This is a genomic window from Streptomyces sp. NPDC051173 (assembly GCF_040689515.1).
GTDB lineage: Bacteria > Actinomycetota > Actinomycetes > Streptomycetales > Streptomycetaceae > Streptomyces.
In genome coordinates, this window is record NZ_JBFBBD010000001.1 from 264,744 (window position 1) to 286,313 (window position 21,570).

The following is a 21,570-nucleotide window of genomic DNA, read 5'->3' on the forward strand; positions in this document are numbered from 1 at the left end:
CCGAACCGAAGGGGACCGGCGGGAAGTAAGGATTGGCCATGCCTGTTGTGACGGACCTCGATTCGGTCCCTCTGACACCCGTGTACACGATCGTGATCAGCGCCACGGGAGAAACCACCGTCGACGGGGAGCCGGTCGAGAACCTGCCGGGGCAGGACGCGCGCACGTCCGCCCTGGCCGACATCCGCGTACGGGCCGCCCGCCGCGGGCATCCGGTGCGGATCAACGCCAAGGAGCCCGACGGTTCGGTCTGGCCCCTGATAGTCGATCACGACGGCGCGGTGACCCCGCTGGACGCCCCGCACCCGGCCCCGGCCCCGCACCCGGCGCCGGCTCCTGCCGTCGCACTCGCGGCCCTCACCGAGCGGGCCGGGCCGCTCGGGCCCCGTCACGCCGCCCTGCTCGGCCGGGTCGTCACCGCCGAGCTGCGGGGCGACCTGGCGGGGGCGGCCGCCGCGGCCGAGGACCTGGAGACGGTGCTGACCGCGGAGCTCGGCCCCCTCCACCCCCACACCCTGGGCGCGCTGGCCACCCGCGCCTGGCTGTCCCTGCTACTGCGCGACGACTGGGCCGCCGCCACCCGGCTGCACGTGCTCGCCGCCGAGCGCCGCCGCCAGGCCGGGGCCCCGGACGTGGAGACCCGCCGCGCGGCCCGCAACGCCCATGCCGCCTGGGCCCTGTTGCGCGCGGCCGACCCGGCGTCGGCGGAGACCCTCCGCCCGGAGCTCGGCCGGATCGCGCACCTGACGGCGTGACTGGCGCAGACACCGCGTCCTTCAGCCCCGAAACCGTGCCGGCTGTCCGCGAGCGCGCTGTCGGAGGTCCCCTCCCCGTGGGCCATGAACCTGTGACCCCAGGCCCGCCAGGGCCTCGGCTACTGCTCGGCCAGTAGGTCGGTGCGGTGCTGTTCGAGGTCGGTGACACCGCCGAGGCCCGCCCTGACCGTGTACCGGGTTTGCCCTCCGTCGGGACTCGACTCGTCGGTCAGCATCATGTTGTCCGCGAAGCCCCAGCTGCCGCCCGTGTAGACGCCCTTGATCCTGCCGTCCACCGCCCCGACGGCGTCGAAGGGGCCGCCCCGCCAGCGGAAGGTCCAGTGGATCCGGTACCAGGCCTCCAACTGCTCCGGGGCGGCCAGGAAGTGCCCGGCACCCGGGTCCCGGGGATCGGCGACGAGACCCTCAGGTCGGTCGTCCCCGGTGGTCAGCGCGATGAGGCCCGAGGCGTCGGCCTCGGCGGCAGCCGGATACGTCCGGCCGTGGTAGACCGCGTAGGTCTTGGGGCGGAAATGGTCAGCTTCGGTCAAACGCTGCACCATGACGTGCAGAGGCTGGAGCAGATCTTCGCGGTGCTCCTCCAGCTCTGTCACCTCGTTGCGCGGGAAGACGCCGCGGTAGGGGATACCCCGGCGCCTGAGGTGCTCCTTGGCGAAGTGTTCGTCGGAGCCGAGGTAGTCGCCTGTGAGCGTGGTGGGCGTGGCGGCGGTGCACTCGAAAAGCTCGCCGCGCCAGCGGAACGTCCACGTCACGGCGTACCAGGCTTCCAGACGCTCCGGCGCGACCGGATACCCCACCGACCCGTCGGCGGCCTCGCGCGGCGCGAGCCCTTCAGGTGCGGGACGGCCGGGCTCGGGCAGCAGTTCGACGCAGGGCCACAGCCCCACGGCGTCACGGGTCCGATAGAGATCACCGCGGAAGACAGCGACTTCGCCGTTGACCGGGGAGGGGTGGCTCGCAGGGTCAGTCATAGTCATTCCACAGTCCTTCGTTCTTGTCGAAGAAGCCGACGGCCTCTTCGGAGCCGTCGGCGTGCATACGCCAGATCTCAGCATGGTGGGGGAAGCCGGTGGACTCGGCGATCCACTCCGGGACACCCCCGCCGGTGTAGCCGGTGCCGAGGAACGGGTCACGCCAGGCCCGCCCCTGGCTCTGGCCGGCCATGTCGGCGACGTGGTCGGCCAGCCTCTGATCGCCGACGGCGCCGAGGCTCGGCTCGGCGCGCATGTCGTGCGGTGCCGGGAATCGCAGCTGGTACGCCTCGGACGCGCCCGGAGGAACGGGGGTCCAACCGGCCCCGCCGTCGTCAAGAGCGAGCCCGTCGCGCAGTTGATCCATGTTGCGCAGGTCGGCGGTGTCGCAGCCACGCGCGATGGAACCGCGGAACTTATCGGGATGAAAGTCGTCCTTGCCGAGCTTTGTGACGTTGTCCAGGTAGGCCTGCATGGTTTCGGGTGTGATCACCTTGGTCACCATGCGGCCCTCGTCGAGCTTGATCGCGTCACGGACCCCGATGACCTCGCGGGCCTGCGCCTCGCTCAGCTCGTTGGTCCGGGTGAGGCGGAACTTGTCATGCTCGGAGTGGTCCAGGCCGCGCGCCCCCAGCTGGTCGTCGATCTCCTCCTGGTAACCGGGGCCGTCGCGCAGCGCGTCGTTGCCGTACTGTTCGGCCGCCCCCTCGGACTCGTCGACCTCCAACTCGGCCTTCGGCTCAAGGGCCTGGCGGATGCGGTTGTCGTCCTCTGGTGGGACGGTCTCCCCGGCCGCCGTATCGGGACCGGTGAATTCGTCCGCAGGCGAGTCCCGCGCCTCATCGGCCAGCTCCGGACCGTCCATAGCCGGATCCGGAGCGTCATCGGCCGGATCCGAAGCATCAGTCGGCGGCTTCGGGGCCTCGTCGGCCGGGGGCGGAGTGTCGGTAGGCGGCTCCGGTACGTCCGTTGGCGCGGGCGGTTCCGGAGCGTCGTCGACCGACGCGGCGGGCTCCGGGGCCTCACCGGCCGGAGGCTGAGCTTCGGGTGCTGGTGGGGGCTCCTCTGGTGGTTGCTCGGCAGTGGCGGCAGTGTCCCTGTCGTGCGGCTCGGGGGGATCAGGGGCTTCGTCCGGATCATTCACGCTCTCGGCGCGCGAGGGTGCTTCCGCTGCCTCTTCCGGCGGCGGCTCTTCCGCCTCAGCCGCGGGTGTGTCCTCGGGTGCGGGAAGTTCCGGTGCGTCGTCGGACCCTGCCTCGGACCCGGGTTCGGACGACTGCTCGGGCTCCCCGGGCTCCGTCGGCTCCGGTGCGGCGTCGGAAGCCTCACCCCCGTCGGAAGGCTCGTCCACGTTCTCGGGCTCGGCGGGTGCCTCCTTTGTCTCCCCTGCCTTCTCGGAGTCCTCTGCTTCCGCCGGCTCCGGCGCGTCGTCGGAATCCTCACCCCCGTCGGAGGCGTTGCCGCCGGGTTCAGGCGTCTGGTCGGGCCGCTCGGGCGTTGACCCGGGCGAGGACGGTTCGGGCGCGTCCTGCGCCGCCGTCGGTTCGGGGGCCTCGTCCGCTCCGGATTCCGACGACGGCGGCTGTTCGGGTGGTCGTTCGGTCTCGGTGGGGCGATCGCTCATGACTCAGTTCTCGTGTCGGCACCGGCATCAGCCTTGGCGTTGCTGCGGTACAGACGCACCCACGGCAGTGTCTTCCGCTTCCACGCCGCCTGCGCGAGGTGGATGAAGACGCAGGCGCGGTAGTCGGCGACCGCGTCCGCCCCCGCGCCCGGCGGGGCGACCGCGTCGGCGATGTCAGCCACCCATTCCGCGGTGCGGGACCACCATTCGGCCTGGGCGGCTGACGTCTTGGGGTAGTCGACGACGCGTTTCTTCAACTCGGCCCCGTGCTCCGGCCATACCGCGGTCGCCGCCCGTGAGCGGAACGCGCAGCGGTGTCGGCAGCCTTCGCAGTCGGCGAAGGGGGCGAGTGCCGCGTCGACGTCCGGGGTCGCCGCCGCGAAGGCGCGGAAGCGGTCGGCCAGTTCCGCGCTGTCGGCGAGCGGTGCCCGGGCCGCCCCGGTTTCCGCGGCCGCCTCGGCCCGTACGTTCGGCACCCGGATCAGGGCAGGCCGGTCGATGCCGTCGTGGTGGGCGAAGGCCTGGAAGGGTTCCAGGGACGACGCGTAGCGCTCCTGGTCGGGGGAGAACCGCATCGTGCCGCCGATGAGCTCCCGGTCCGTGGCGGACGGCAGCCGGTGCATGACCTTGAGGTTCGTGTTCTTGTACGCGTCCTCGATGAGCTTCTCGGGGACCTGCTCGACGATCACCAGGCCTTCCCCGTACTTGCGGTTCTCGGCGAGCGTGTTGGCGAAGGCCTGGGCCGCGCGGGCCTGCGCGTTTCCTTCCTTGCCGTCTCCGCCGGAGGCGACGGGCCGTCCGAGCAGCCGGTGGGCCTCCTCGATGACGGTGATGTGGGAGAGGCCGTCTCCCCGCCGGGTCGCCTTGTAGTGCTCCGTCATGGTCTGCAGGATCAGCGCGGTGACGAGGGACTGTTCCTTCTCGTTGTCGCCTACGCCGGCCAGTTCGATGACGACGGGGCGGCTGAGCAACTCCTCGACGGGGTACGAGCGTGCGCAGTCCAGCGTGCTGCCGCAGGCGCCCTCCGCGAGGGACTCGGCCCGCAGCCTGGACGCGGCGATGATGTTGTCCTTGACCTCGCCGGAGTACCCGAGCTGATCGCACTCTTTGCGCATCTCGGCGATGAAGTCGCGGAGGGTGGGCCACGACCCGGTGTGGGCGGGTGTGGAGATGTCGGTGGGGACGATGCCCTTCCGCGCGTATGTGTTGCGCAGGGACCGGTTGTAGATGGCCGGCAGCGGGTCCCAGAGCCCGAACGCCGCGTCGAAGCAGGCGAGCAGCCCGGCCGTGTGAGTGCTGATCCGGACCCCGTGCGGCACCTCGAAGGGGTTCAGCCGGAACGGCGCCGTCGTCTCGTCGCCGACGGTGAGGACGAGGAGGTCCTCGAAGCCGGGGCGGGTGGCGAGCCAGCGGTAGTCGTCGAGCTCGGAGTTCACCGGTTCGAGGACGAGGAACGGCACCTTGTGGTCCCGCCAGAGCTGCTGGCAGAAGGCCAGGGTCGTGTTGGTCTTGCCCGAGCCGGTCGTCCCGACGAACAGCGCGTGCCGGGTGAGGGACCCCAGTCCGACACCGAGCGGCCCGGCCGGCGCGCCGTGCACCAGCTGGCGGCCGAGTTCGAGGGCCGGCCCGTCCGGGCGGTAGTCGGTCTCCAGGGCCATGTCGGGCCTGCGCACCGGGAAGCCCGGCATGTGTCCGTGCACGGCGAGGGGAAGCCGCAGCGCGGCACCCGCCTCCCGCGCATCGACCAGCTCGGGCAGCAGGCGCAGCGGCGGTGACAGCGGTTCGGGCAGCTGCCAGCGCTGGTCGCCGCCCCAGCGGGCGTGCTCCAGTGTCGTGATCCCGGTCCACGCCGCCGCGAGCTCCGGTGGCGCCGGCCGTACGGTGACGTGCGCGGGACCGGTGAAGGTCTCGGTCAGCGTGGTGCCCTGGCCGGGCCGTTCCTGCGGGGAGACCGTGGCGCCGACGAGCTCGGCGAGGGACTCGGGGAGCGGGTTCGGGGAGGCGAGCGCGATGCGGATGCGGAAGGCGCGGTCGGTGTAGCGGCGCGCGGCGTCCGCGTACACCTTCGCGGCGTCCACGGCGAAGTTGTCCGGGGCCAGCTGGGTCGCCGGGCTCCACAGGCCCTCCGGCAGCTGTCCCGGCGTCGCCAGCCGCCCGTAGTGGGTGGCGATCCGGTGCAGCATCGGTCCGAGGTCGTCGGGCACTCGGTACGGTTCGAGGCCGACCGTCAGCATGAGTGGGTACGGGTGTGCCGCGAGCGCCTGCCACAGCGCGTCCCACGGCGGCGCCGCGGCGGTGAACGGTTGCGGGGAGAGGTAGTACTGCACGCCCGCGTCGGGCCGGTTGGGCAGGCCCGTCCGGTAGCGCTTGCGGATCTCGGCCAGGCCGGCCGGGTCGGGGGTGAACGGCGTGAGCCACCGCGCCACTTCGGCCGCGTCCTCGACCGGGGCGGTGTGGACGTGGTGCGGCAGCTGCCCCAGCCGGTCGCGGAGCGCGAGCACCGCGGTCACGGCGGAGTCTTCTGCCGTGGCCGCCCCGTCACTGCGCACCCGGGCCAGCAGGGCGCACGAGATCCTGCGCTCGACCGGGTCGGTCAGATAGCGCAGCTCGATGCGGGCGTCGTGGCGGGTGTCCCATTGGCCCGCCAGCCAGGCAGTCTCTGCCGCGACCGCCTTGGTCCGGCGCTCGTCCTCGGTGAGGTCGGCGTACTCCCTGGTCTCGGTGAGGTCGGCGGCGGCCTCGATGCGGACGGCCGCCCAGGCCCACACCGATGTGCCGTCGCCGACGGTCAGGACGCCCGGCGGGGGCGTCCTGTCGGTCTGCCGGCCCATGCCGCTCAGTGGGTCCACCGGGAAGCGGGGCCGTGGCCGCCGGGTGCTGCGGGGGGCACGGGATGCCCGGTGTGCCCGCCCGGCGCAGGCGGAACCGGCGGCGCGGGCTGCGGTACGGGCTGGGTCGGCGGCGCGACAGGCATGACGGGCGGCGCGGGCGGAGCCGGCGGGCCGGCCGGCCCCTGTCCCGGCGCGGTCATGACGGGCAGGTCCTGTCCGAAGGCCGAGGCGATGGGCACCTCGATGCCCTGGACCGCGATCTCCACGCCTTCCCGGACCGCCGAGTGCACGGCCTCCCGCATGGCGCGCGGTCGCTCGGTGCGGAGCATCTGGCTGACGTCACCGGTGCGGCCCATGAGCCCGCCGACGAGGTCCTTGATATACGTGCCGATGATCACCGCGCCGGGGCGGATGCGCCACATCGTCCAGCCGAGGTAGAGGCTGGTCCCGTACTCGAAGACGGATATGTAGGCCACATATCGCCCGCTGCTGATGACGAGACGATTGGTGACCGCCTCCGGCTGCAGGATGTCGCTGCGGATCCGGGACGGCACGGCCGTCACCGGGATGCGGCGGTGGGACAGCGCGCCGTAGATCGCGGCATAGGCGGAGGGCGACGCCTGCGCCTTGTCCTCCAGCAGGGTCCGCCACTCCGAGACGGGCTCGGTGAAGGAGGAGAAGAGCAGGATCAGCCAGAAGACGATGAAGGCCAGGATGCCGCCCACGCTGAAGGCGGTACCGGCCTCTTCGAAGTCGAAGTCGTTCGTCAGCAGGCCGAACAGCCCGCAGACCAGCCACACCAGGGACGCGGCGAAGGCCGCGGTCGCCCAGTGGCCGATGACCGTCCGGAGCGTGACCGACTCGTCGAAACTCAGCTCGATCTGCTGGTACTTCAGGGTCTGGTTCCGATAGGAGCCGTTGGGGCCTGTCGCCCCCGAGGCCGCCCAGTCGGCAGGTCCGGCGGCGCCGCCCGGATAGGTGCTCATGTCGTACTCCGCATCGGGGTCTGGCGTGAATCGTTGATCGTTCGGCACCGCAACTTATCGGAACTTCACGCCGGGCAGACCGGTCGAGCCGACATCGGGCGCAAAAGCACTGAAACGCCGTCAGTGATTCGGGGCTTGCCGGGACGGGCCCGCCGGCCGGGCGGTTCACCGACAGCGGACCGGCTGGCCGCTCCGGCGGAGCACACTCCTGCGACCACCGCATCCCGGCTCGTTCTGGCGCGCGGGGCGCCGGACCTCCCCACTCTCACTTCCTTCAGCCGTTTACGGGAGGAAGAGCAGGTCCCGTATCCGGGACGCAGGGGGCGAAGACTGCTCCGCCGGGCGGGCTGCGGAGTTCGTACGCACCGGCTGGGGTCTGGGTGTCGCCCCCGTCGGCAACATGGTTCACCTCCTGGAGGCGCGTGGAGTGCGAGTCTTCCCGTCCCGCATGGCCCTCAGGCCGAGGCCTACCGGTTCGCGGCCCGCTGATGCGACGAAGGAGCGGGCCCTCGTGGTGGCGCGCGTCACTGGGAGAGCGTCTCGCGATGCGAGACGTCTCCGCTGCCGCACCGGTCGAAAGTGGTGCGGCGGCGGCATGTGAGCCTTGATCGACCGCAGTTGGGGCACGCGGAGGGCACGGAACCCCGCAACAGGTCTAGACAACAAAGAACCCCCAGGTCGCTGACCTGAGGGTTCTTCCAAGAGCGGGTGACGAGAATCGAACTCGCGCTCTGAGCTTGGGAAGCTCATGTTCTACCATTAAACTACACCCGCGCGGACGCCCGTTCCGGAGCGTCGTATCGTCGCACACTCTACCCCATCGAAGGCCCCCGGTGCACGTGCCGTGAGGGTCTTCGCGTCATTGGCGGGGTTGGTGAAGGCGGTGGGGACACGGCCTCGGCGGGCGGGAGTTGAGGCGTACGGTAGGGGTCGGCAAGTCGGCGGGGGCGGTCTGGAGTGCCGGGTGCGAGTCGCCGCGACCCATCCCCTAATGTGGCTTTTGTCTTTCATGTCGCGCCGGAGGCGCGCATGAGCAACACCATGGGGAAAGGGAGCTCGATGGAGCGCACCGTCGTTCGTTGTGCCGAAGGGCACGTGTTCAGCACCGCTTCGTTCCCGATGCAGAACCTCGGTCCCGGCCGGCTCGGCCCGGGACGACTGCTCCGCTGCCCGCGCTGTGCCAGGCTGCGGCACTCCGTGCCGGTGGCGGTCCAGAAGCGGTGATCAAGGAGCGCTGAGCGCCTCGCGGGCCCGGTCCGATCGGACCGGGCCCGCGTTGTCCGTCTTCTCCGCGTATCCTCGACCCGTGCTTCTCTCAGACAAGGACATCCGGGCCGAGATCGACGCCGGCCGGGTGCGCATCGACCCGTTCGACGAATCGATGGTGCAGCCCTCGAGCATCGATGTGCGGCTGGACCGCTACTTCCGGGTGTTCGAGAACCACCGGTACCCCCACATCGACCCGGCGGTCGAGCAGGCGGACCTCACCCGTGAGGTGGTGCCGGAGGGCGACGAGGCGTTCATCCTGCACCCCGGTGAGTTCGTGCTCGCCTCGACGTACGAGGTCATCACGCTCCCCGACGACGTGGCCTCCCGTCTGGAGGGCAAGTCCAGCCTCGGCCGGCTCGGTCTGCTGACGCACTCGACGGCCGGGTTCATCGACCCCGGGTTCTCCGGTCATGTGACGCTGGAGCTGTCGAACATGGCCACGCTGCCGATCAAGCTGTGGCCGGGGATGAAGATCGGGCAGCTGTGCATGTTCCGGCTGACCTCACCCGTCGAGCATCCTTACGGGTCCGCGAAGCACGGCTCCCGCTATCAGGGCCAGCGCGGGCCGACGCCCTCGCGGTCCTTCCAGAACTTTCACCGCACGCAGGTCTGAGCAGGGACAAGGCGAACAGCAACAGTGAGTGACATCCGCGAGAATCTGACCTACCCCCTCTTCGGCCAGGCCATCCGTGAGCTGGCGCAGACCGTCGCGGACGACGGTTACGAGCCGGACATCATCCTCTCCATCGCGCGCGGCGGCGTCTTCGTCGCGGGCGGCCTGGCGTACGCGCTGGACTGCAAGAACATCCACCTGGTCAACGTGGAGTTCTACACCGGTGTGGGCACCACGCTGGAGATGCCGGTGATGCTCGCGCCGGTGCCCAACGCGATCGACTTCTCGAACAAGAAGGTTCTGATCGTCGACGACGTCGCCGACACCGGCAAGACGCTGAAGCTCGTGCACGACTTCTGCCTGGATCACGTCGCCGAGGTCCGCAGCGCCGTGATCTACCAGAAGTCGCACTCCCTGGTGGACTGCGAGTACGTCTGGAAGCGCACCGACGAGTGGATCAACTTCCCGTGGAGCGTGGAACCGCCGGTCGTCCGGCGCGAGGGTCAGATCCTCGACGCGTAAGTCTTCTACGCGCATAAATGCGTAGAGGTGTCATTGCACAGGGAAGGGCCCCGGTCGCGAAGTGATGCGACCGGGGCCCTTCCCTGTGGCCCTATGGCAGACGGGCAGTCCTACAGCGTGCCCAGCTTGATGATCGACAGCAGGGCGACCAGCTGGATCGCCGACGCGCCCAGCGCCTTCGGCCACGGCAGGTCGTGCGACTTGCTCACCATCGAGGTGAACAGCGCGGCGGCCGCCAGCCAGGTCGCCCAGCCGAGCACCTGGACGATCGTGCTGTTCCCGCCCAGGAACATCGCGAAGAGCAGCCTCGGCGCGTCCGTGATCGACATGATCAGCATCGACAGGCCGACCGTCGGCTGCCATATGCCGTCGCCGCCGAGCTGCCGGGCGAGGGTGTGGGTGACGGCGCCGAGGATCAGGCCGGAGATCACGACGAGCACGCCCGTCATCAGCACCCACGGGATGCTGTTCGCGAGCGTGGCGTGCAGGACGTCGTCACGGGCCTTGTCGAAGCCGAAGACGGCGAGCAGGCCGTAGACGAAGGTGACGATCACGGCCGGGACCCACACCGCGTGGTCGCGCATCTGCCAGAAGGTGGCCGACGGGCGCAGGACGATGCCCTTCAGCAGCTCCTTCCACGGCAGGCGCGGCCCGGCGGGCGGCGCGGGCATCTGCTGCCCCGCGCGGTAGGTGCCGCCGCTGTCGTACGTGCCGTCGCCGTACGTGCCGCCGCTGTAGGAGCCGTCGCCGTAGCCGTCGTTGCGCGGGTCGTGGCCGTACGGGCCGCCCGCCGGGCCGCTGTTGTACGCGCCGTAGGCGTCCGGCGCCTCGCCGACGCCGAACTGCTGGGTGTGGCCCGGATCGTCGGCGCTCCGCCCGTGCTGCGGAGCGGGGCGGCCGGGGTCGTACGGCCCGTAGCCCTGCTGCGGGCCGCCGCCGAAGTACTCCGGTTCGTCGTACCCCGGTGGCTGCTGCCACTGCTGACCGCCGCCCTGGGCACCGGTCCGACCGCCGTACGGGGCCTGGTACTGCTGCCCCGGGCGCTGTCCTTGCTGCGCGGGACCGGGGTCGTGTGAGTCCCGTCCGCGTCCCATCCTGAATCCAGCCACGCTTCGAACGTACCCGCTCCTGGGAAGTGCGGAGCCGGGGCGGTGGAATCGGCCCCGCCATTGCTGCCGTCCTGTGACATCCCTTAGGGGAAAACTCAGGGCCCGGCGAGGTGTGAACGGCGGCCTCGGCGGCAGGAAGCGGAGACGGCCGGTCCCCGCGGTGTCACGCGGGGACCGGCCGTCGTCAGGAATACGCGATGCGTACGAGCCGGCTACTTCACCGGTTCGGGCTCGGGTGCGTCAGCGGTCTCCCCGTCGCCCTCGGGCTCGACCGGTGTCTTGACCGATTCGAGCAGGAGCTGGGAGACGTCGACGACCTGGATGGATTCCTTGGCCTTGCCCTCGTTCTTCTTGCCGTTGACGGAGTCGGTCAGCATGACGAGGCAGAAGGGGCAGGCGGTGGAGACGATGTCCGGGTTGAGGGACAGCGCCTCGTCCACGCGCTCGTTGTTGATGCGCTTGCCGATGCGCTCCTCCATCCACATGCGCGCGCCGCCGGCGCCGCAGCAGAAGCCGCGCTCCTTGTGGCGGTGCATCTCCTCGTTGCGCAGGCCCGGCACCTTCGCGATGATCTCGCGCGGCGGGGTGTAGACCTTGTTGTGGCGGCCCAGGTAGCAGGGGTCGTGATACGTGATCAGGCCCTCGACCGGGGTGACGGGAACCAGCTTGCCCTCGTCGACGAGGTGCTGGAGCAGCTGGGTGTGGTGGATGACCTCGTAGTCGCCGCCGAGCTGCGGGTATTCGTTGGCGATGGTGTTGAAGCAGTGCGGGCAGGTCGCGACGATCTTCTTCTTCGCCTTCTCGACCTTCACGCCCTCCGCCCCGTCCTCACCTTCGGCGGACTCGCCGAACGCCATGTTGAGCATCTCGACGTTCTGCTGGCCGAGCTGCTGGAAGAGGAACTCGTTGCCCAGGCGGCGGGCGGAGTCACCGGTGCAGTTCTCGTCGCCGCCCATGATGGCGAACTTCACGCCGGCGATGTGCAGGAGCTCGGCGAACGCCTTGGTGGTCTTCTTCGCCCGGTCCTCCAGGGCGCCGGCGCAGCCCACCCAGTAGAGGTAGTCGACCTCGGTGAGGTCCTCGATGTCCTTGCCGACGACGGGGACCTCGAAGTCGACCTCCTTGGTCCACTGCAGGCGCTGCTTCTTGGCCAGGCCCCAGGGGTTGCCCTTCTTCTCCAGGTTCTTGAGCATCGTGCCCGCCTCGGAGGGGAAGGAGGACTCGATCATGACCTGGTAGCGCCGCATGTCGACGATGTGGTCGACGTGCTCGATGTCGACGGGGCACTGCTCGACACAGGCGCCGCAGGTGGTGCACGACCACAGCACGTCGGGGTCGATGACGCCGCCCGCGGCGAAGCCGCTGTCGGATACGGCCTCCAGCGTCCCGATCAGCGGCCGCTCCGCCTCGGCCAGGGCCGCCGCGGGGACGTCCTTGAGCTGCTCGGCGGTGGCCTTCTCGGTGCCCTCCGCGTCCTTGCCGCCGCCGGCCAGGAGATAGGGGGCCTTGGCGTGCGAGTGGTCCCGCAGCGCCATGATCAGCAGCTTCGGGGAGAGCGGCTTGCCGGTGTTCCACGCGGGGCACTGCGACTGGCAGCGGCCGCACTCGGTGCAGGTGGAGAAGTCCAGCAGGCCCTTCCAGGAGAAGTGCTCGATCTGCGAGACACCGAACTGGTCGTCCTCGCCCGGGTCCTCGAAGTCGATCGGCTTGCCCGCGCTGACCATCGGCTGCAGGGCGCCCAGCGCCACCTCGCCGCTGGACTCCCGCTTGAACCAGATGTTCGGGAACGCCAGGAAGCGGTGCCAGGCGATGCTCATGTCGATGTTCGAGGCGACCGTGATGGCCCAGATCGTCGTCACGGCGAGCTTGATCATCGCGGCGAGGTACGTGAGGTTCTGCAGCGTGCCCGTGCTGAGCCCCTTGAAGGCCATGATCAGCGGGTACGAGGTGAAGTACGCGGCCTCGTAGTGGTCGACGCCCTGGAGCGAGCCCTCGAGCCCGCGCAGCACCCAGATGGCCAGGCCGATCACCAGGATCACGTACTCGACGAAGTACGCCTGCCACGCCGTCGAGCCCGCGAAGCGGGACTTGCGGCCCGCGCGGGAGGGCAGGCTCAGCAGCCGGATGATGATCAGCGCGAGGGCGCCGAGGCCCGTCGCCGGGCCGACGAACTCGATGTAGAGCTCGTACGGCAGCCAGGTGCCGATGTACGGGATCGTCCAGTCGGCCTTGAACAGCTGGCCGTAGGCGGTGAGGATCGTGCCGCCCAGGGTGAGGAAGCCGACGGCCACGAACCAGTGGGCGACGCCGACGACACCCCATCTGTTCATCCTGGTGTGGCCGACGAATTCCTTGCCCACGGTGAGCGTGCGGCGGCCTGGTTCGTCGACGCGGGCACCGGCCGGAAGCGGGGCGCCGAGCTTGAAGAATTTGACGAACTGCGCGACGGCGCGGCCGAACAGCGCCACGGCGACCGCAGTGAGAACCAGCACCACGATGATCGCGGCGAGTTGCATGGCGGGCTCCTCGAACCTGCGAGAGCGAATTACTAATCAGTAACTTATCCGGTCTGTACGAGACTACTCACTCGCGCGCCCCCGATATAGGCGCACCGCCGGTGATCTGTGTCGCTCAAGTGGCCCCGCGGCGGCCCGTCCTGACGATGTCACCCCCGCCCGCCTGCGCATAAGGCCCGCATAAGAGTTGAGTGGCCTCGACTCATGTCCGTTGACAGCGGGAGATCCGTGTTGCACCCTTGAGTCTGTTCCACTCAAGTCAGCTGGAGGAATCGACATGGCACGTGCGGTCGGCATCGACCTGGGTACGACGAACTCCGTCGTCAGTGTTCTCGAAGGCGGTGAGCCCACCGTCATCACCAACGCCGAGGGCGCCAGGACCACGCCGTCCGTCGTCGCCTTCGCGAAGAACGGCGAAGTGCTGGTCGGCGAGGTCGCCAAGCGCCAGGCGGTCACCAACGTCGACAGGACCATCCGGTCGGTCAAGCGCCACATGGGCACCGACTGGAAGATCAACATCGACGGCAAGGACTTCAACCCGCAGCAGATGAGCGCCTTCATCCTGCAGAAGCTCAAGCGGGATGCCGAGGCCTACCTGGGCGAGAAGGTCGTCGACGCGGTCATCACCGTCCCGGCGTACTTCAACGACTCCGAGCGCCAGGCCACCAAGGAGGCCGGTGAGATCGCGGGCCTCAACGTCCTGCGCATCGTCAACGAGCCGACCGCGGCCGCCCTGGCCTACGGCCTCGACAAGGACGACCAGACCATCCTGGTCTTCGACCTCGGTGGCGGCACCTTCGACGTCTCGCTGCTCGAGATCGGCGACGGCGTGGTCGAGGTCAAGGCGACCAATGGTGACAACCACCTCGGTGGTGACGACTGGGACCAGCGCGTCGTCGACTACCTGGTCAAGCAGTTCCAGAACGGCCACGGCGTCGACCTGTCCAAGGACAAGATGGCCCTCCAGCGCCTCCGCGAGGCCGCTGAGAAGGCGAAGATCGAGCTGTCCTCGTCCACCGAGACGACGATCAACCTGCCCTACATCACGGCGTCCGCCGAGGGCCCGCTGCACCTGGACGAGAAGCTCACCCGCGCCCAGTTCCAGCAGCTGACCGCGGACCTGCTGGAGCGCTGCAAGACGCCGTTCCACAACGTCATCAAGGACGCGGGCATCAACCTGTCCGAGATCGACCACGTGGTCCTGGTCGGCGGTTCCACCCGTATGCCCGCCGTCGCCGAGCTCGTCAAGGAGCTGACCGGCGGCAAGGAGGCCAACAAGGGTGTGAACCCGGACGAGGTCGTCGCCATCGGCGCCTCGCTCCAGGCCGGTGTCCTCAAGGGTGAGGTCAAGGACGTCCTGCTGCTCGACGTCACCCCGCTGTCCCTCGGTATCGAGACCAAGGGCGGCATCATGACCAAGCTGATCGAGCGCAACACCACGATCCCGACCAAGCGCTCCGAGATCTTCACGACGGCCGAGGACAACCAGCCGTCCGTGCAGATCCAGGTCTACCAGGGCGAGCGCGAGATCGCGGCGTACAACAAGAAGCTCGGCATGTTCGAGCTGACCGGCCTGCCGCCGGCCCCGCGTGGCGTCCCGCAGATCGAGGTCTCCTTCGACATCGACGCCAACGGCATCATGCACGTGACCGCGAAGGACCTGGGCACGGGCAAGGAGCAGAAGATGACCGTCACCGGCGGCTCCTCGCTCGCCAAGGACGAGGTCGACCGCATGCGCCAGGAGGCCGAGCAGTACGCGGAGGAGGACCACCGCCGCCGCGAGGCCGCCGAGTCCCGTAACCAGGGCGAGCAGCTCGTCTACCAGACCGAGAAGTTCCTCAAGGACAACGAGGACAAGGTCCCGGCCGAGGTCAAGACCGAGGTCGAGACCGCTGTCGCCGAGCTGAAGGAGAAGCTCAAGGGCGAGGACACGGCCGAGATCCGCACCGCGACCGAGAAGGTCGCCGCGGTCAGCCAGAAGCTCGGCCAGGCGATGTACGCCGACGCGCAGGCCGCCCAGGGTGCCGCGGGCGCCGAGGGTGCCGCCGGCGCCGGTCAGGCCAAGCCCGAGGACGACGTCGTGGACGCCGAGATCGTCGACGACGAGAAGCCCAAGGACACCAAGGGCGGTGCGGCGTGACCGAGGAGACCCCGGGTTTCGACGAGAAGCCTGAAGTCCCCTCCGACGCCACCCCCGAAGACGCGGCGCAGGGCGCCGGGTCCGCCGACCAGGCGGGCCCGGCCCCGGCCGGGGAAGAACTGGTCGAGGTAGGGCTCCAGGCACAGCTGGACCAGGCCCAGTCGGCGCTCGCCGAGCGCACGGCGGACCTCCAGCGGCTCCAGGCCGAGTACCAGAACTACCGCCGTCGGGTGGAGCGGGACCGGGTCACGGTCAAGGAGATCGCCGTCGCGAACCTCCTGTCCGAGCTCCTCCCCACGCTCGACGACGTCGGCCGCGCCCGTGAACACGGCGAGCTGGTCGGCGGCTTCAAGTCCGTCGCCGAGTCGCTGGAGACGGTCGTCGCCAAGATGGGCCTGCAGCAGTTCGGCAAGGAGGGCGAGCCCTTCGACCCGCTGGTGCACGAGGCGCTGATGCACAGCTACGCGCCGGACGTCACCGAGACCACGTGCGTGCAGATTCTGCAGCCGGGGTATCGGATCGGCGAGCGGACGATCCGCCCCGCGCGGGTCGCGGTCGCCGAGCCCCAGCCGGGCGCGCAGAAGGGCGACGGCGAGGGCGACGAGGCCGAGGAGAGCGGTGGCCCGGACAAGGGCTGACGCTATGACCGACCGCAGTGACCGGAAGGAGGGACGCCGGGGATGAGCACCAAGGACTTCGTGGAGAAGGACTACTACAAGGTCCTCGGCGTGCCCAAGGACGCCACCGAGGCCGAGATCAAGAAGGCGTACCGGAAGCTCGCACGCGAGAACCACCCGGACGCCAACAAGGGCGACGCCAAGGCAGAGGAGCGCTTCAAGGAGATCTCCGAGGCGAATGACGTCCTCGCCGACCCCAAGCGCCGCAAGGAGTACGACGAGGCACGCGCCCTCTTCGGCAGCGGTGGCTTCCGTCCCGGGCCGGGCGGCGCGGGCGGCGGCTCCTTCAACTTCGACCTGGGCGACCTCTTCGGAGGCGCCCAGGGCGGAGCGGGCGCCGGCGGGTTCGGCGGCGGTCTCGGCGACGTCTTCGGCGGCCTGTTCAACCGCGGCGGCGGCACGCGTACGCAGCCGCGGCGGGGCCAGGACATCGAGTCCGAGGTGTCGCTCAGCTTCACCGAGGCGGTCGACGGGGCCACGGTCCCGCTGCGGATGTCCTCCTCGGCGGCGTGCAAGACGTGCTCCGGCACGGGCGACAAGAACGGCACGCCGCGGGTCTGCCCGACCTGTGTCGGCACCGGTCAGGTGTCGCACGGTTCGGGCGGCGGCTTCTCGCTGACCGATCCCTGCCCCGACTGCAAGGGCCGCGGGCTGATTCCCGAGAACCCCTGCGACGTCTGCAAGGGCAGCGGCCGGGCCACGTCCTCCCGCACCATGCAGGTCCGTATCCCGCCGGGCGTCTCCGACGGCCAGCGGATCCGGCTGCGCGGCAAGGGCGCCCCGGGCGAGCGCGGCGGGCCGAACGGCGATCTGTACGTCGTCGTCCACGTCGACACCCACCCGGTCTTCGGGCGTAAGGACGACAACCTCACCGTCACCGTGCCGGTCTCCTTCGCGGAGGCGGCGCTGGGCGGCGAGGTGAAGGTCCCGACGCTCGGTGGCCCCCCGGTCACCCTCAAGCTGCCGGCGGGCACGCCCAACGGCCGTACGATGCGCGCCCGGGGCAAGGGCGCGGTGCGCAAGGACGGCACCCGCGGCGACCTCCTCGTCACCGTCGAGGTGGCCGTGCCGAAGGAGCTCGACGACAAGGCGCGGGACGCCCTCCAGGCGTACCGCGAGGCGACGGCGGGCCAGGACCCTAGGGCCGAGCTGTTCCAGGCCGCGAAGGGAGCATGAGATGGACGGCCGACGACGGCGTTTCGAACCAGCACAGCCTTTCCAGCTGACCGACGAGTCGCCGGTCTATGTCATCTCCGTGGCCGCGCAGCTGTCGGGTCTGCACCCGCAGACGCTGCGGCAGTACGACCGGCTCGGCCTGGTCTCCCCGGACCGCACGGCCGGGCGCGGCCGGCGCTATTCGGCCCGCGACATCGAGCTGCTGCGGCAGGTCCAGCAGCTGAGCCAGGACGAGGGCATCAACCTCGCCGGCATCAAGCGCATCATCGAGCTGGAGAACCAGGTGTCCGCCCTCAAGGCGCGCATCGCGGAGCTCCAGGGCGCGGTCGAGGGCGCCGCCACGGCCATGCAGCAGCGTGAGGCCGCGGTGCACGCGTCGTACCGCCGCGACCTGGTCCCGTACCAGGACGTGCAGCAGACGAGCGCGCTCGTGGTCTGGCGCCCCAGGCGCGACCAGGGCTGAGCCGGTCCGGAGGGGCCCGTGGAGCGATCGCTCCACGGGCCCCTCCGGCTTTTGTCCGGCTTCCGTCCGGCTTTTCGTCGCCTGCGGCCTCAGCCGGTGAGGCGGAGGCGGACCTCCAGCTCGTGCTCGCCCGGGACCGTGCCGCGGCTCTCCACGGTGAAGGCCATGGCCAGTTCCTCGCCGACCTGGCGCACGGGGTCCGCGGCGCCGAAGAGGTCGGCGTCGACCGGGCCGGACAGCGGGACCGGCGCGGCCTTCGCGGGGGCGCGGCGGGTGCGGGCGTCGACGACCATGCACCACACCATGGGGTGTTCCGGGCCCGCCGCGTTCGTCTCGCTGCGCGGCGGCCCGGCGCCCTCGGGGAACGCGGCCTCCAGGGCGCGGAACACCGCGCCCGCGTCCTGGTGTCCACAGCCGGTCAGATGGACGCTGACGTGATCCGCGCTCTCGGCGCCGCTCATGACGTGGGTACTCCTCTTGTCGTCGAGACGACCGTCATCCCGACGGTACGAGTGCCCGCGCCGCGCGGCATCAGCACAGGGCCAACCGGGGTCGGTTCAGACCAGCCCCAGCGCCTTGGTGACGGTGATCTCGACGAGGACGCGGTCGGGGTTGGGCGCGGGCGTCCGCCCGTACCGCTCGGCGTACCGCGCGACGGCGTCCGCGACGGCCTCCGGCTCGGTGCGGACGACGGCGACGCCTTCCAGCGTGGCCCAGCGCCGCTCACCTATCTGGCACACCGCGACCCGGGCGCCGTCCGCCCCGGCGGCCAGGATGTTCGCGATCTTGCGGCTGCCCTTGTTGGTGATGACGCGGGCGATCCCGGCCTCGGGGTCGAACGTGACGCCCACGGGCACGAGGTGCGGGCTGCCGTCGGGGCGGGTGGTGGTCAGGGTGCAGAGGTGCCGCTCCCGCCAGAACTCGGCGTAGGCGGGGGAGAGGTTGCGCAGATCGTGAGCCATGCAGGGAAGGGTAGTGGGGAGCGCCCGGCCCGCATCGGCGCGGCGGCGGCCCCCGGGGCGCGGGGAGCTCCCCGCGGCCGGACCATGGGAAGACCAGGAGAAGAGGGGGCGTGGCCGGCTGCCAGGGCGTCCATGATCCACTTCTCTGGCGTGCTGGCCAGAACAAGGTTGAGTGGAATAGGCTCAACTTATCGCACGTTGGCTTCAGCAGGACAGCCATCGGAGCAGCACAGACACAGAGGAGGAGCGCACAGTCGTGGATGCCGAGCTGACGAACAAGAGCCGTGAGGCGCTGAGCGGTGCCAGTGAGCGGGCCGTGTCGGCAGGGCATGCCGACATGACGCCCGCGCACCTGCTGCTCGCCCTCCTCGCCGGGCAGGACAACGAGAACGTGATGGACCTGCTCGCGGCCGTCGAGGCCGATGCCGCGGCGCTGCGGTCGGGTGCCGAGCGGGAGCTCGCCGGGCTGCCGAGCGTGCAGGGGTCGACGGTCGCGCCGCCGCAGCCCAACCGCGAGCTGCTGGCCGTCATCGCCGACGCCTCGCAGCGCGCCCGCGAGCTGGGCGACACCTACATCTCCACCGAGCACCTGCTCATCGGCCTCGCCGCCAAGGGCGGCCGCACCGGTGAGCTGCTGGAGCGGCAGGGCGCGTCCGCGAAGAAGCTGCTGAACGCCTTCGGGGCGGCCCGCGGCGGACAGCGCGTGACCTCGCCGGACCCGGAGGGCACGTACAAGGCGCTGGAGAAGTTCGGCCAGGACCTCACCGCCGCCGCCCGCGAGGGCAGGCTCGACCCGGTCATCGGCCGGGACACCGAGATCCGCCGCGTGGTGCAGGTGCTCTCCCGCCGCACGAAGAACAACCCCGTCCTCATCGGCGAGCCGGGCGTCGGCAAGACCGCCGTGGTGGAGGGGCTGGCCCAGCGGATAGTCAAGGGCGACGTCCCGGAGTCGCTGCGGAACAAGCGGCTCGTCTCGCTCGACCTCGGCGCGATGGTCGCGGGCGCGAAGTACCGCGGTGAGTTCGAGGAGCGGCTCAAGACCGTCCTGGCCGAGATCAGGTCCAGCGAGGGCCAGATCATCACGTTCATCGACGAGCTGCACACGGTCGTCGGCGCGGGCGCCGGCGGCGACTCCGCCATGGACGCGGGCAACATGCTCAAGCCGATGCTGGCCCGCGGCGAGCTGCGCATGGTCGGCGCGACGACACTGGACGAGTACCGCGAGCGGATCGAGAAGGACCCGGCACTGGAGCGCCGCTTCCAGCAGGTGCTGGTCGCCGAGCCCTCCGTGGAGGACTCCATCGCGATCCTGCGCGGCCTCAAGGGCCGCTACGAGGCCCACCACAAGGTCCAGATCGCCGACTCCGCCCTGGTCGCCGCCGCCACCCTCTCCGACCGCTACATCACCTCCCGCTTCCTGCCCGACAAGGCCATCGACCTCGTGGACGAGGCGGCCTCCCGGCTGCGCATGGAGATCGACTCCTCCCCCGTGGAGATCGACGAGCTCCAGCGCGCCGTCGACCGGCTGCGCATGGAGGAGCTCGCGCTCTCCAAGGAGGTGGACGAGGCCAGCAAGCAGCGCCTGGAGAAGCTGCGCCGCGACCTCGCCGACAAGGAGGAGGAACTGCGCGGCCTGACCGCCCGCTGGGAGAAGGAGAAGCAGTCCCTCAACCGGGTGGGCGAGCTCAAGGAACGCCTGGACGACCTGCGCGGGCAGGCCGAGCGCGCCCAGCGCGACGGCGACTTCGACACCGCCTCCAAGCTGCTCTACGGCGAGATCCCCGGCCTGGAGCGCGAGCTCGCGGCCGCCGCCCAGGCGGAGGCCGAGGCCGAGCAGGAGGCCGCCACCCGCGACCTCATGGTCAAGGAGGAGGTCGGCCCGGACGACATCGCCGACGTCGTCGCCTCCTGGACCGGCATCCCCGCCGGCCGCCTGCTGGAGGGCGAGACGCAGAAGCTGCTGCGCATGGAGGAGGAGCTCGGCAAGCGCCTGATCGGCCAGGAGGAGGCCGTCACCGCCGTCTCCGACGCCGTACGCCGCTCCCGCGCGGGCATCGCCGACCCCGACCGCCCCACCGGCTCCTTCCTCTTCCTCGGCCCGACGGGCGTCGGCAAGACCGAGCTGGCCAAGGCACTCGCGGACTTCCTCTTCGACGACGAGCGGGCCATGGTCCGCATCGACATGTCGGAGTACGGCGAGAAGCACTCGGTGGCCCGCCTCGTCGGCGCCCCGCCCGGCTACGTCGGCTACGAGGAAGGCGGCCAGCTCACCGAGGCCGTCCGCCGCCGCCCCTACACCGTCGTGCTCCTGGACGAGGTCGAGAAGGCCCACCACGAGGTCTTCGACATCCTGCTCCAGGTCCTCGACGACGGACGGCTCACCGACGGCCAGGGCCGCACGGTCGACTTCCGCAACACCATCCTGATCCTCACCTCCAACCTCGGTTCCACCTATCTGGTGGATCCGCTGCTCAAGGAGGACCAGAAGCGGGAGAAGGTGCTGGAGACCGTCCGCGCCTCCTTCCGGCCGGAATTCCTCAACCGCCTCGACGACCTCGTGGTCTTCCACGCCCTGGGCGTGGGCCAGCTGGAGCGGATCGCCACCATCCAGATCGCCCACCTCCAGCGGCGCCTGGCCGACCGCCGCCTCACCCTCGATGTCACCGAGCCCGCCCTGCACTGGCTCGCCACCCTCGGCCAGAGCCCGGACGCCCCGGACGGGTCCGCGCCCGACCTCACCTACGGCGCCCGCCCGCTGCGCCGCCTGGTGCAGACGGCCATCGGCGACCGCCTCGCGAAGGCGATCCTGGCCGGTGGGATCCGGGAGGGCGACACTGTAAAGGTGGACGTCGATCCGGCCGGGGACGGCCTGACGGTGGGGCCGGAGCGGCGGGAAGCGCTCGCGGGTCCGTCACCGGCGGCGTGATCCCGGGGG

Annotated in this window: 17 protein-coding genes and 1 tRNA gene; 9 read left to right on the forward strand and 9 right to left on the reverse strand. The window is 70.4% G+C overall.

What is annotated here, in order from left to right; genetic code table 11:
• The first annotated feature begins 38 nt into the window (after positions 1 to 38).
• Entirely contained in the window at positions 39 to 755 is a 717-nt protein-coding gene (locus AB0435_RS01225) for a hypothetical protein (protein ID WP_366425890.1), read from the forward strand.
• Positions 756 to 874: 119 nt separating this feature from the next.
• Here AB0435_RS01225 and AB0435_RS01230 read toward each other — a convergent pair whose 3' ends face one another.
• From AB0435_RS01230 to AB0435_RS01250, 5 genes are all read right to left on the reverse strand, one after another.
• Positions 875 to 1,753 (reverse strand): hypothetical protein, encoded by an 879-nt coding sequence (locus AB0435_RS01230; RefSeq protein WP_366425891.1) that lies wholly within the window; start codon positions 1,751 to 1,753, stop codon positions 875 to 877.
• Positions 1,740 to 2,612 (reverse strand): hypothetical protein, encoded by an 873-nt coding sequence (locus tag AB0435_RS01235; RefSeq protein ID WP_366425892.1) that lies wholly within the window; start codon positions 2,610 to 2,612, stop codon positions 1,740 to 1,742. The genes AB0435_RS01230 and AB0435_RS01235 overlap by 14 nt, the downstream gene beginning before the upstream one ends.
• A gap of 755 nt (positions 2,613 to 3,367) precedes the next feature.
• The gene (locus AB0435_RS01240) at positions 3,368 to 6,202 is read right to left on the reverse strand and encodes a DUF87 domain-containing protein (RefSeq protein ID WP_366002024.1); all 2,835 of its coding nucleotides are present in this window, start codon (positions 6,200 to 6,202) and stop codon (positions 3,368 to 3,370) included.
• Positions 6,203 to 6,207: 5 nt separating this feature from the next.
• Positions 6,208 to 7,188, reverse strand: a complete 981-nt coding sequence (locus AB0435_RS01245; protein WP_366002023.1) for a hypothetical protein — start codon at positions 7,186 to 7,188, stop codon at positions 6,208 to 6,210.
• A gap of 703 nt (positions 7,189 to 7,891) precedes the next feature.
• Positions 7,892 to 7,962 (reverse strand) — tRNA-Gly (locus tag AB0435_RS01250).
• 267 nt (positions 7,963 to 8,229) lie between these two features.
• On the opposite strand from AB0435_RS01250, the gene AB0435_RS01255 reads away from it, so the two are divergent.
• The 3 genes from AB0435_RS01255 (at position 8,230) to AB0435_RS01265 (ending at position 9,592) form a co-directional block, all read left to right on the forward strand.
• Complete coding sequence (locus AB0435_RS01255) at positions 8,230 to 8,412, forward strand: hypothetical protein (protein ID WP_301894422.1); 183 nt, start codon at positions 8,230 to 8,232, stop codon at positions 8,410 to 8,412.
• Positions 8,413 to 8,494: 82 nt separating this feature from the next.
• Positions 8,495 to 9,070, forward strand: a complete 576-nt coding sequence (gene dcd, locus AB0435_RS01260) for a dCTP deaminase (protein WP_071962992.1) — start codon at positions 8,495 to 8,497, stop codon at positions 9,068 to 9,070.
• Between the two features lie 24 nt (positions 9,071 to 9,094).
• Entirely contained in the window at positions 9,095 to 9,592 is a 498-nt protein-coding gene (locus AB0435_RS01265; protein WP_366002022.1) for a phosphoribosyltransferase, read from the forward strand.
• 110 nt (positions 9,593 to 9,702) lie between these two features.
• On the opposite strand, the gene AB0435_RS01270 is transcribed toward AB0435_RS01265, so the two are convergent.
• Together AB0435_RS01270 and AB0435_RS01275 are read right to left on the reverse strand one after the other, a co-directional pair.
• Positions 9,703 to 10,686 (reverse strand): Yip1 family protein, encoded by a 984-nt coding sequence (locus tag AB0435_RS01270; protein ID WP_366002181.1) that lies wholly within the window; start codon positions 10,684 to 10,686, stop codon positions 9,703 to 9,705.
• Between the two features lie 227 nt (positions 10,687 to 10,913).
• The gene (locus AB0435_RS01275) at positions 10,914 to 13,217 is read right to left on the reverse strand and encodes a (Fe-S)-binding protein (protein WP_366002021.1); all 2,304 of its coding nucleotides are present in this window, start codon (positions 13,215 to 13,217) and stop codon (positions 10,914 to 10,916) included.
• 277 nt (positions 13,218 to 13,494) lie between these two features.
• On the opposite strand from AB0435_RS01275, the gene dnaK reads away from it, so the two are divergent.
• Genes dnaK through AB0435_RS01295 form a run of 4 tightly spaced genes read left to right on the forward strand, consistent with a single transcriptional unit; the run spans position 13,495 to position 17,673 of the window.
• A complete protein-coding gene (gene dnaK, locus AB0435_RS01280; protein ID WP_366002020.1) occupies positions 13,495 to 15,357 on the forward strand; it encodes a molecular chaperone DnaK in 1,863 nt (620 codons plus the stop codon).
• Positions 15,354 to 15,995, forward strand: coding sequence for a nucleotide exchange factor GrpE (grpE, locus tag AB0435_RS01285; RefSeq protein WP_366002019.1), 642 nt, complete (start codon positions 15,354 to 15,356; stop codon positions 15,993 to 15,995). Before dnaK ends, grpE begins: the two co-directional genes overlap by 4 nt.
• Before the next feature lie 42 nt (positions 15,996 to 16,037).
• A complete protein-coding gene (gene dnaJ, locus AB0435_RS01290; protein WP_366002018.1) occupies positions 16,038 to 17,210 on the forward strand; it encodes a molecular chaperone DnaJ in 1,173 nt (390 codons plus the stop codon).
• A gap of 1 nt (position 17,211) precedes the next feature.
• Positions 17,212 to 17,673, forward strand: coding sequence for a helix-turn-helix domain-containing protein (locus AB0435_RS01295; RefSeq protein ID WP_361521335.1), 462 nt, complete (start codon positions 17,212 to 17,214; stop codon positions 17,671 to 17,673).
• Between the two features lie 89 nt (positions 17,674 to 17,762).
• On the opposite strand, the gene AB0435_RS01300 is transcribed toward AB0435_RS01295, so the two are convergent.
• Positions 17,763 to 18,134: a hypothetical protein gene (locus tag AB0435_RS01300; RefSeq protein ID WP_366425893.1), complete on the reverse strand. Its 372-nt coding sequence runs from the start codon at positions 18,132 to 18,134 to the stop codon at positions 17,763 to 17,765.
• 96 nt (positions 18,135 to 18,230) lie between these two features.
• The gene (locus tag AB0435_RS01305) at positions 18,231 to 18,635 is read right to left on the reverse strand and encodes a PPOX class F420-dependent oxidoreductase (protein WP_366002016.1); all 405 of its coding nucleotides are present in this window, start codon (positions 18,633 to 18,635) and stop codon (positions 18,231 to 18,233) included.
• Between the two features lie 256 nt (positions 18,636 to 18,891).
• On the opposite strand from AB0435_RS01305, the gene clpB reads away from it, so the two are divergent.
• Positions 18,892 to 21,561, forward strand: coding sequence for an ATP-dependent chaperone ClpB (clpB, locus tag AB0435_RS01310; RefSeq protein ID WP_366002015.1), 2,670 nt, complete (start codon positions 18,892 to 18,894; stop codon positions 21,559 to 21,561).
• The last annotated feature ends 9 nt before the right edge of the window (positions 21,562 to 21,570 follow it).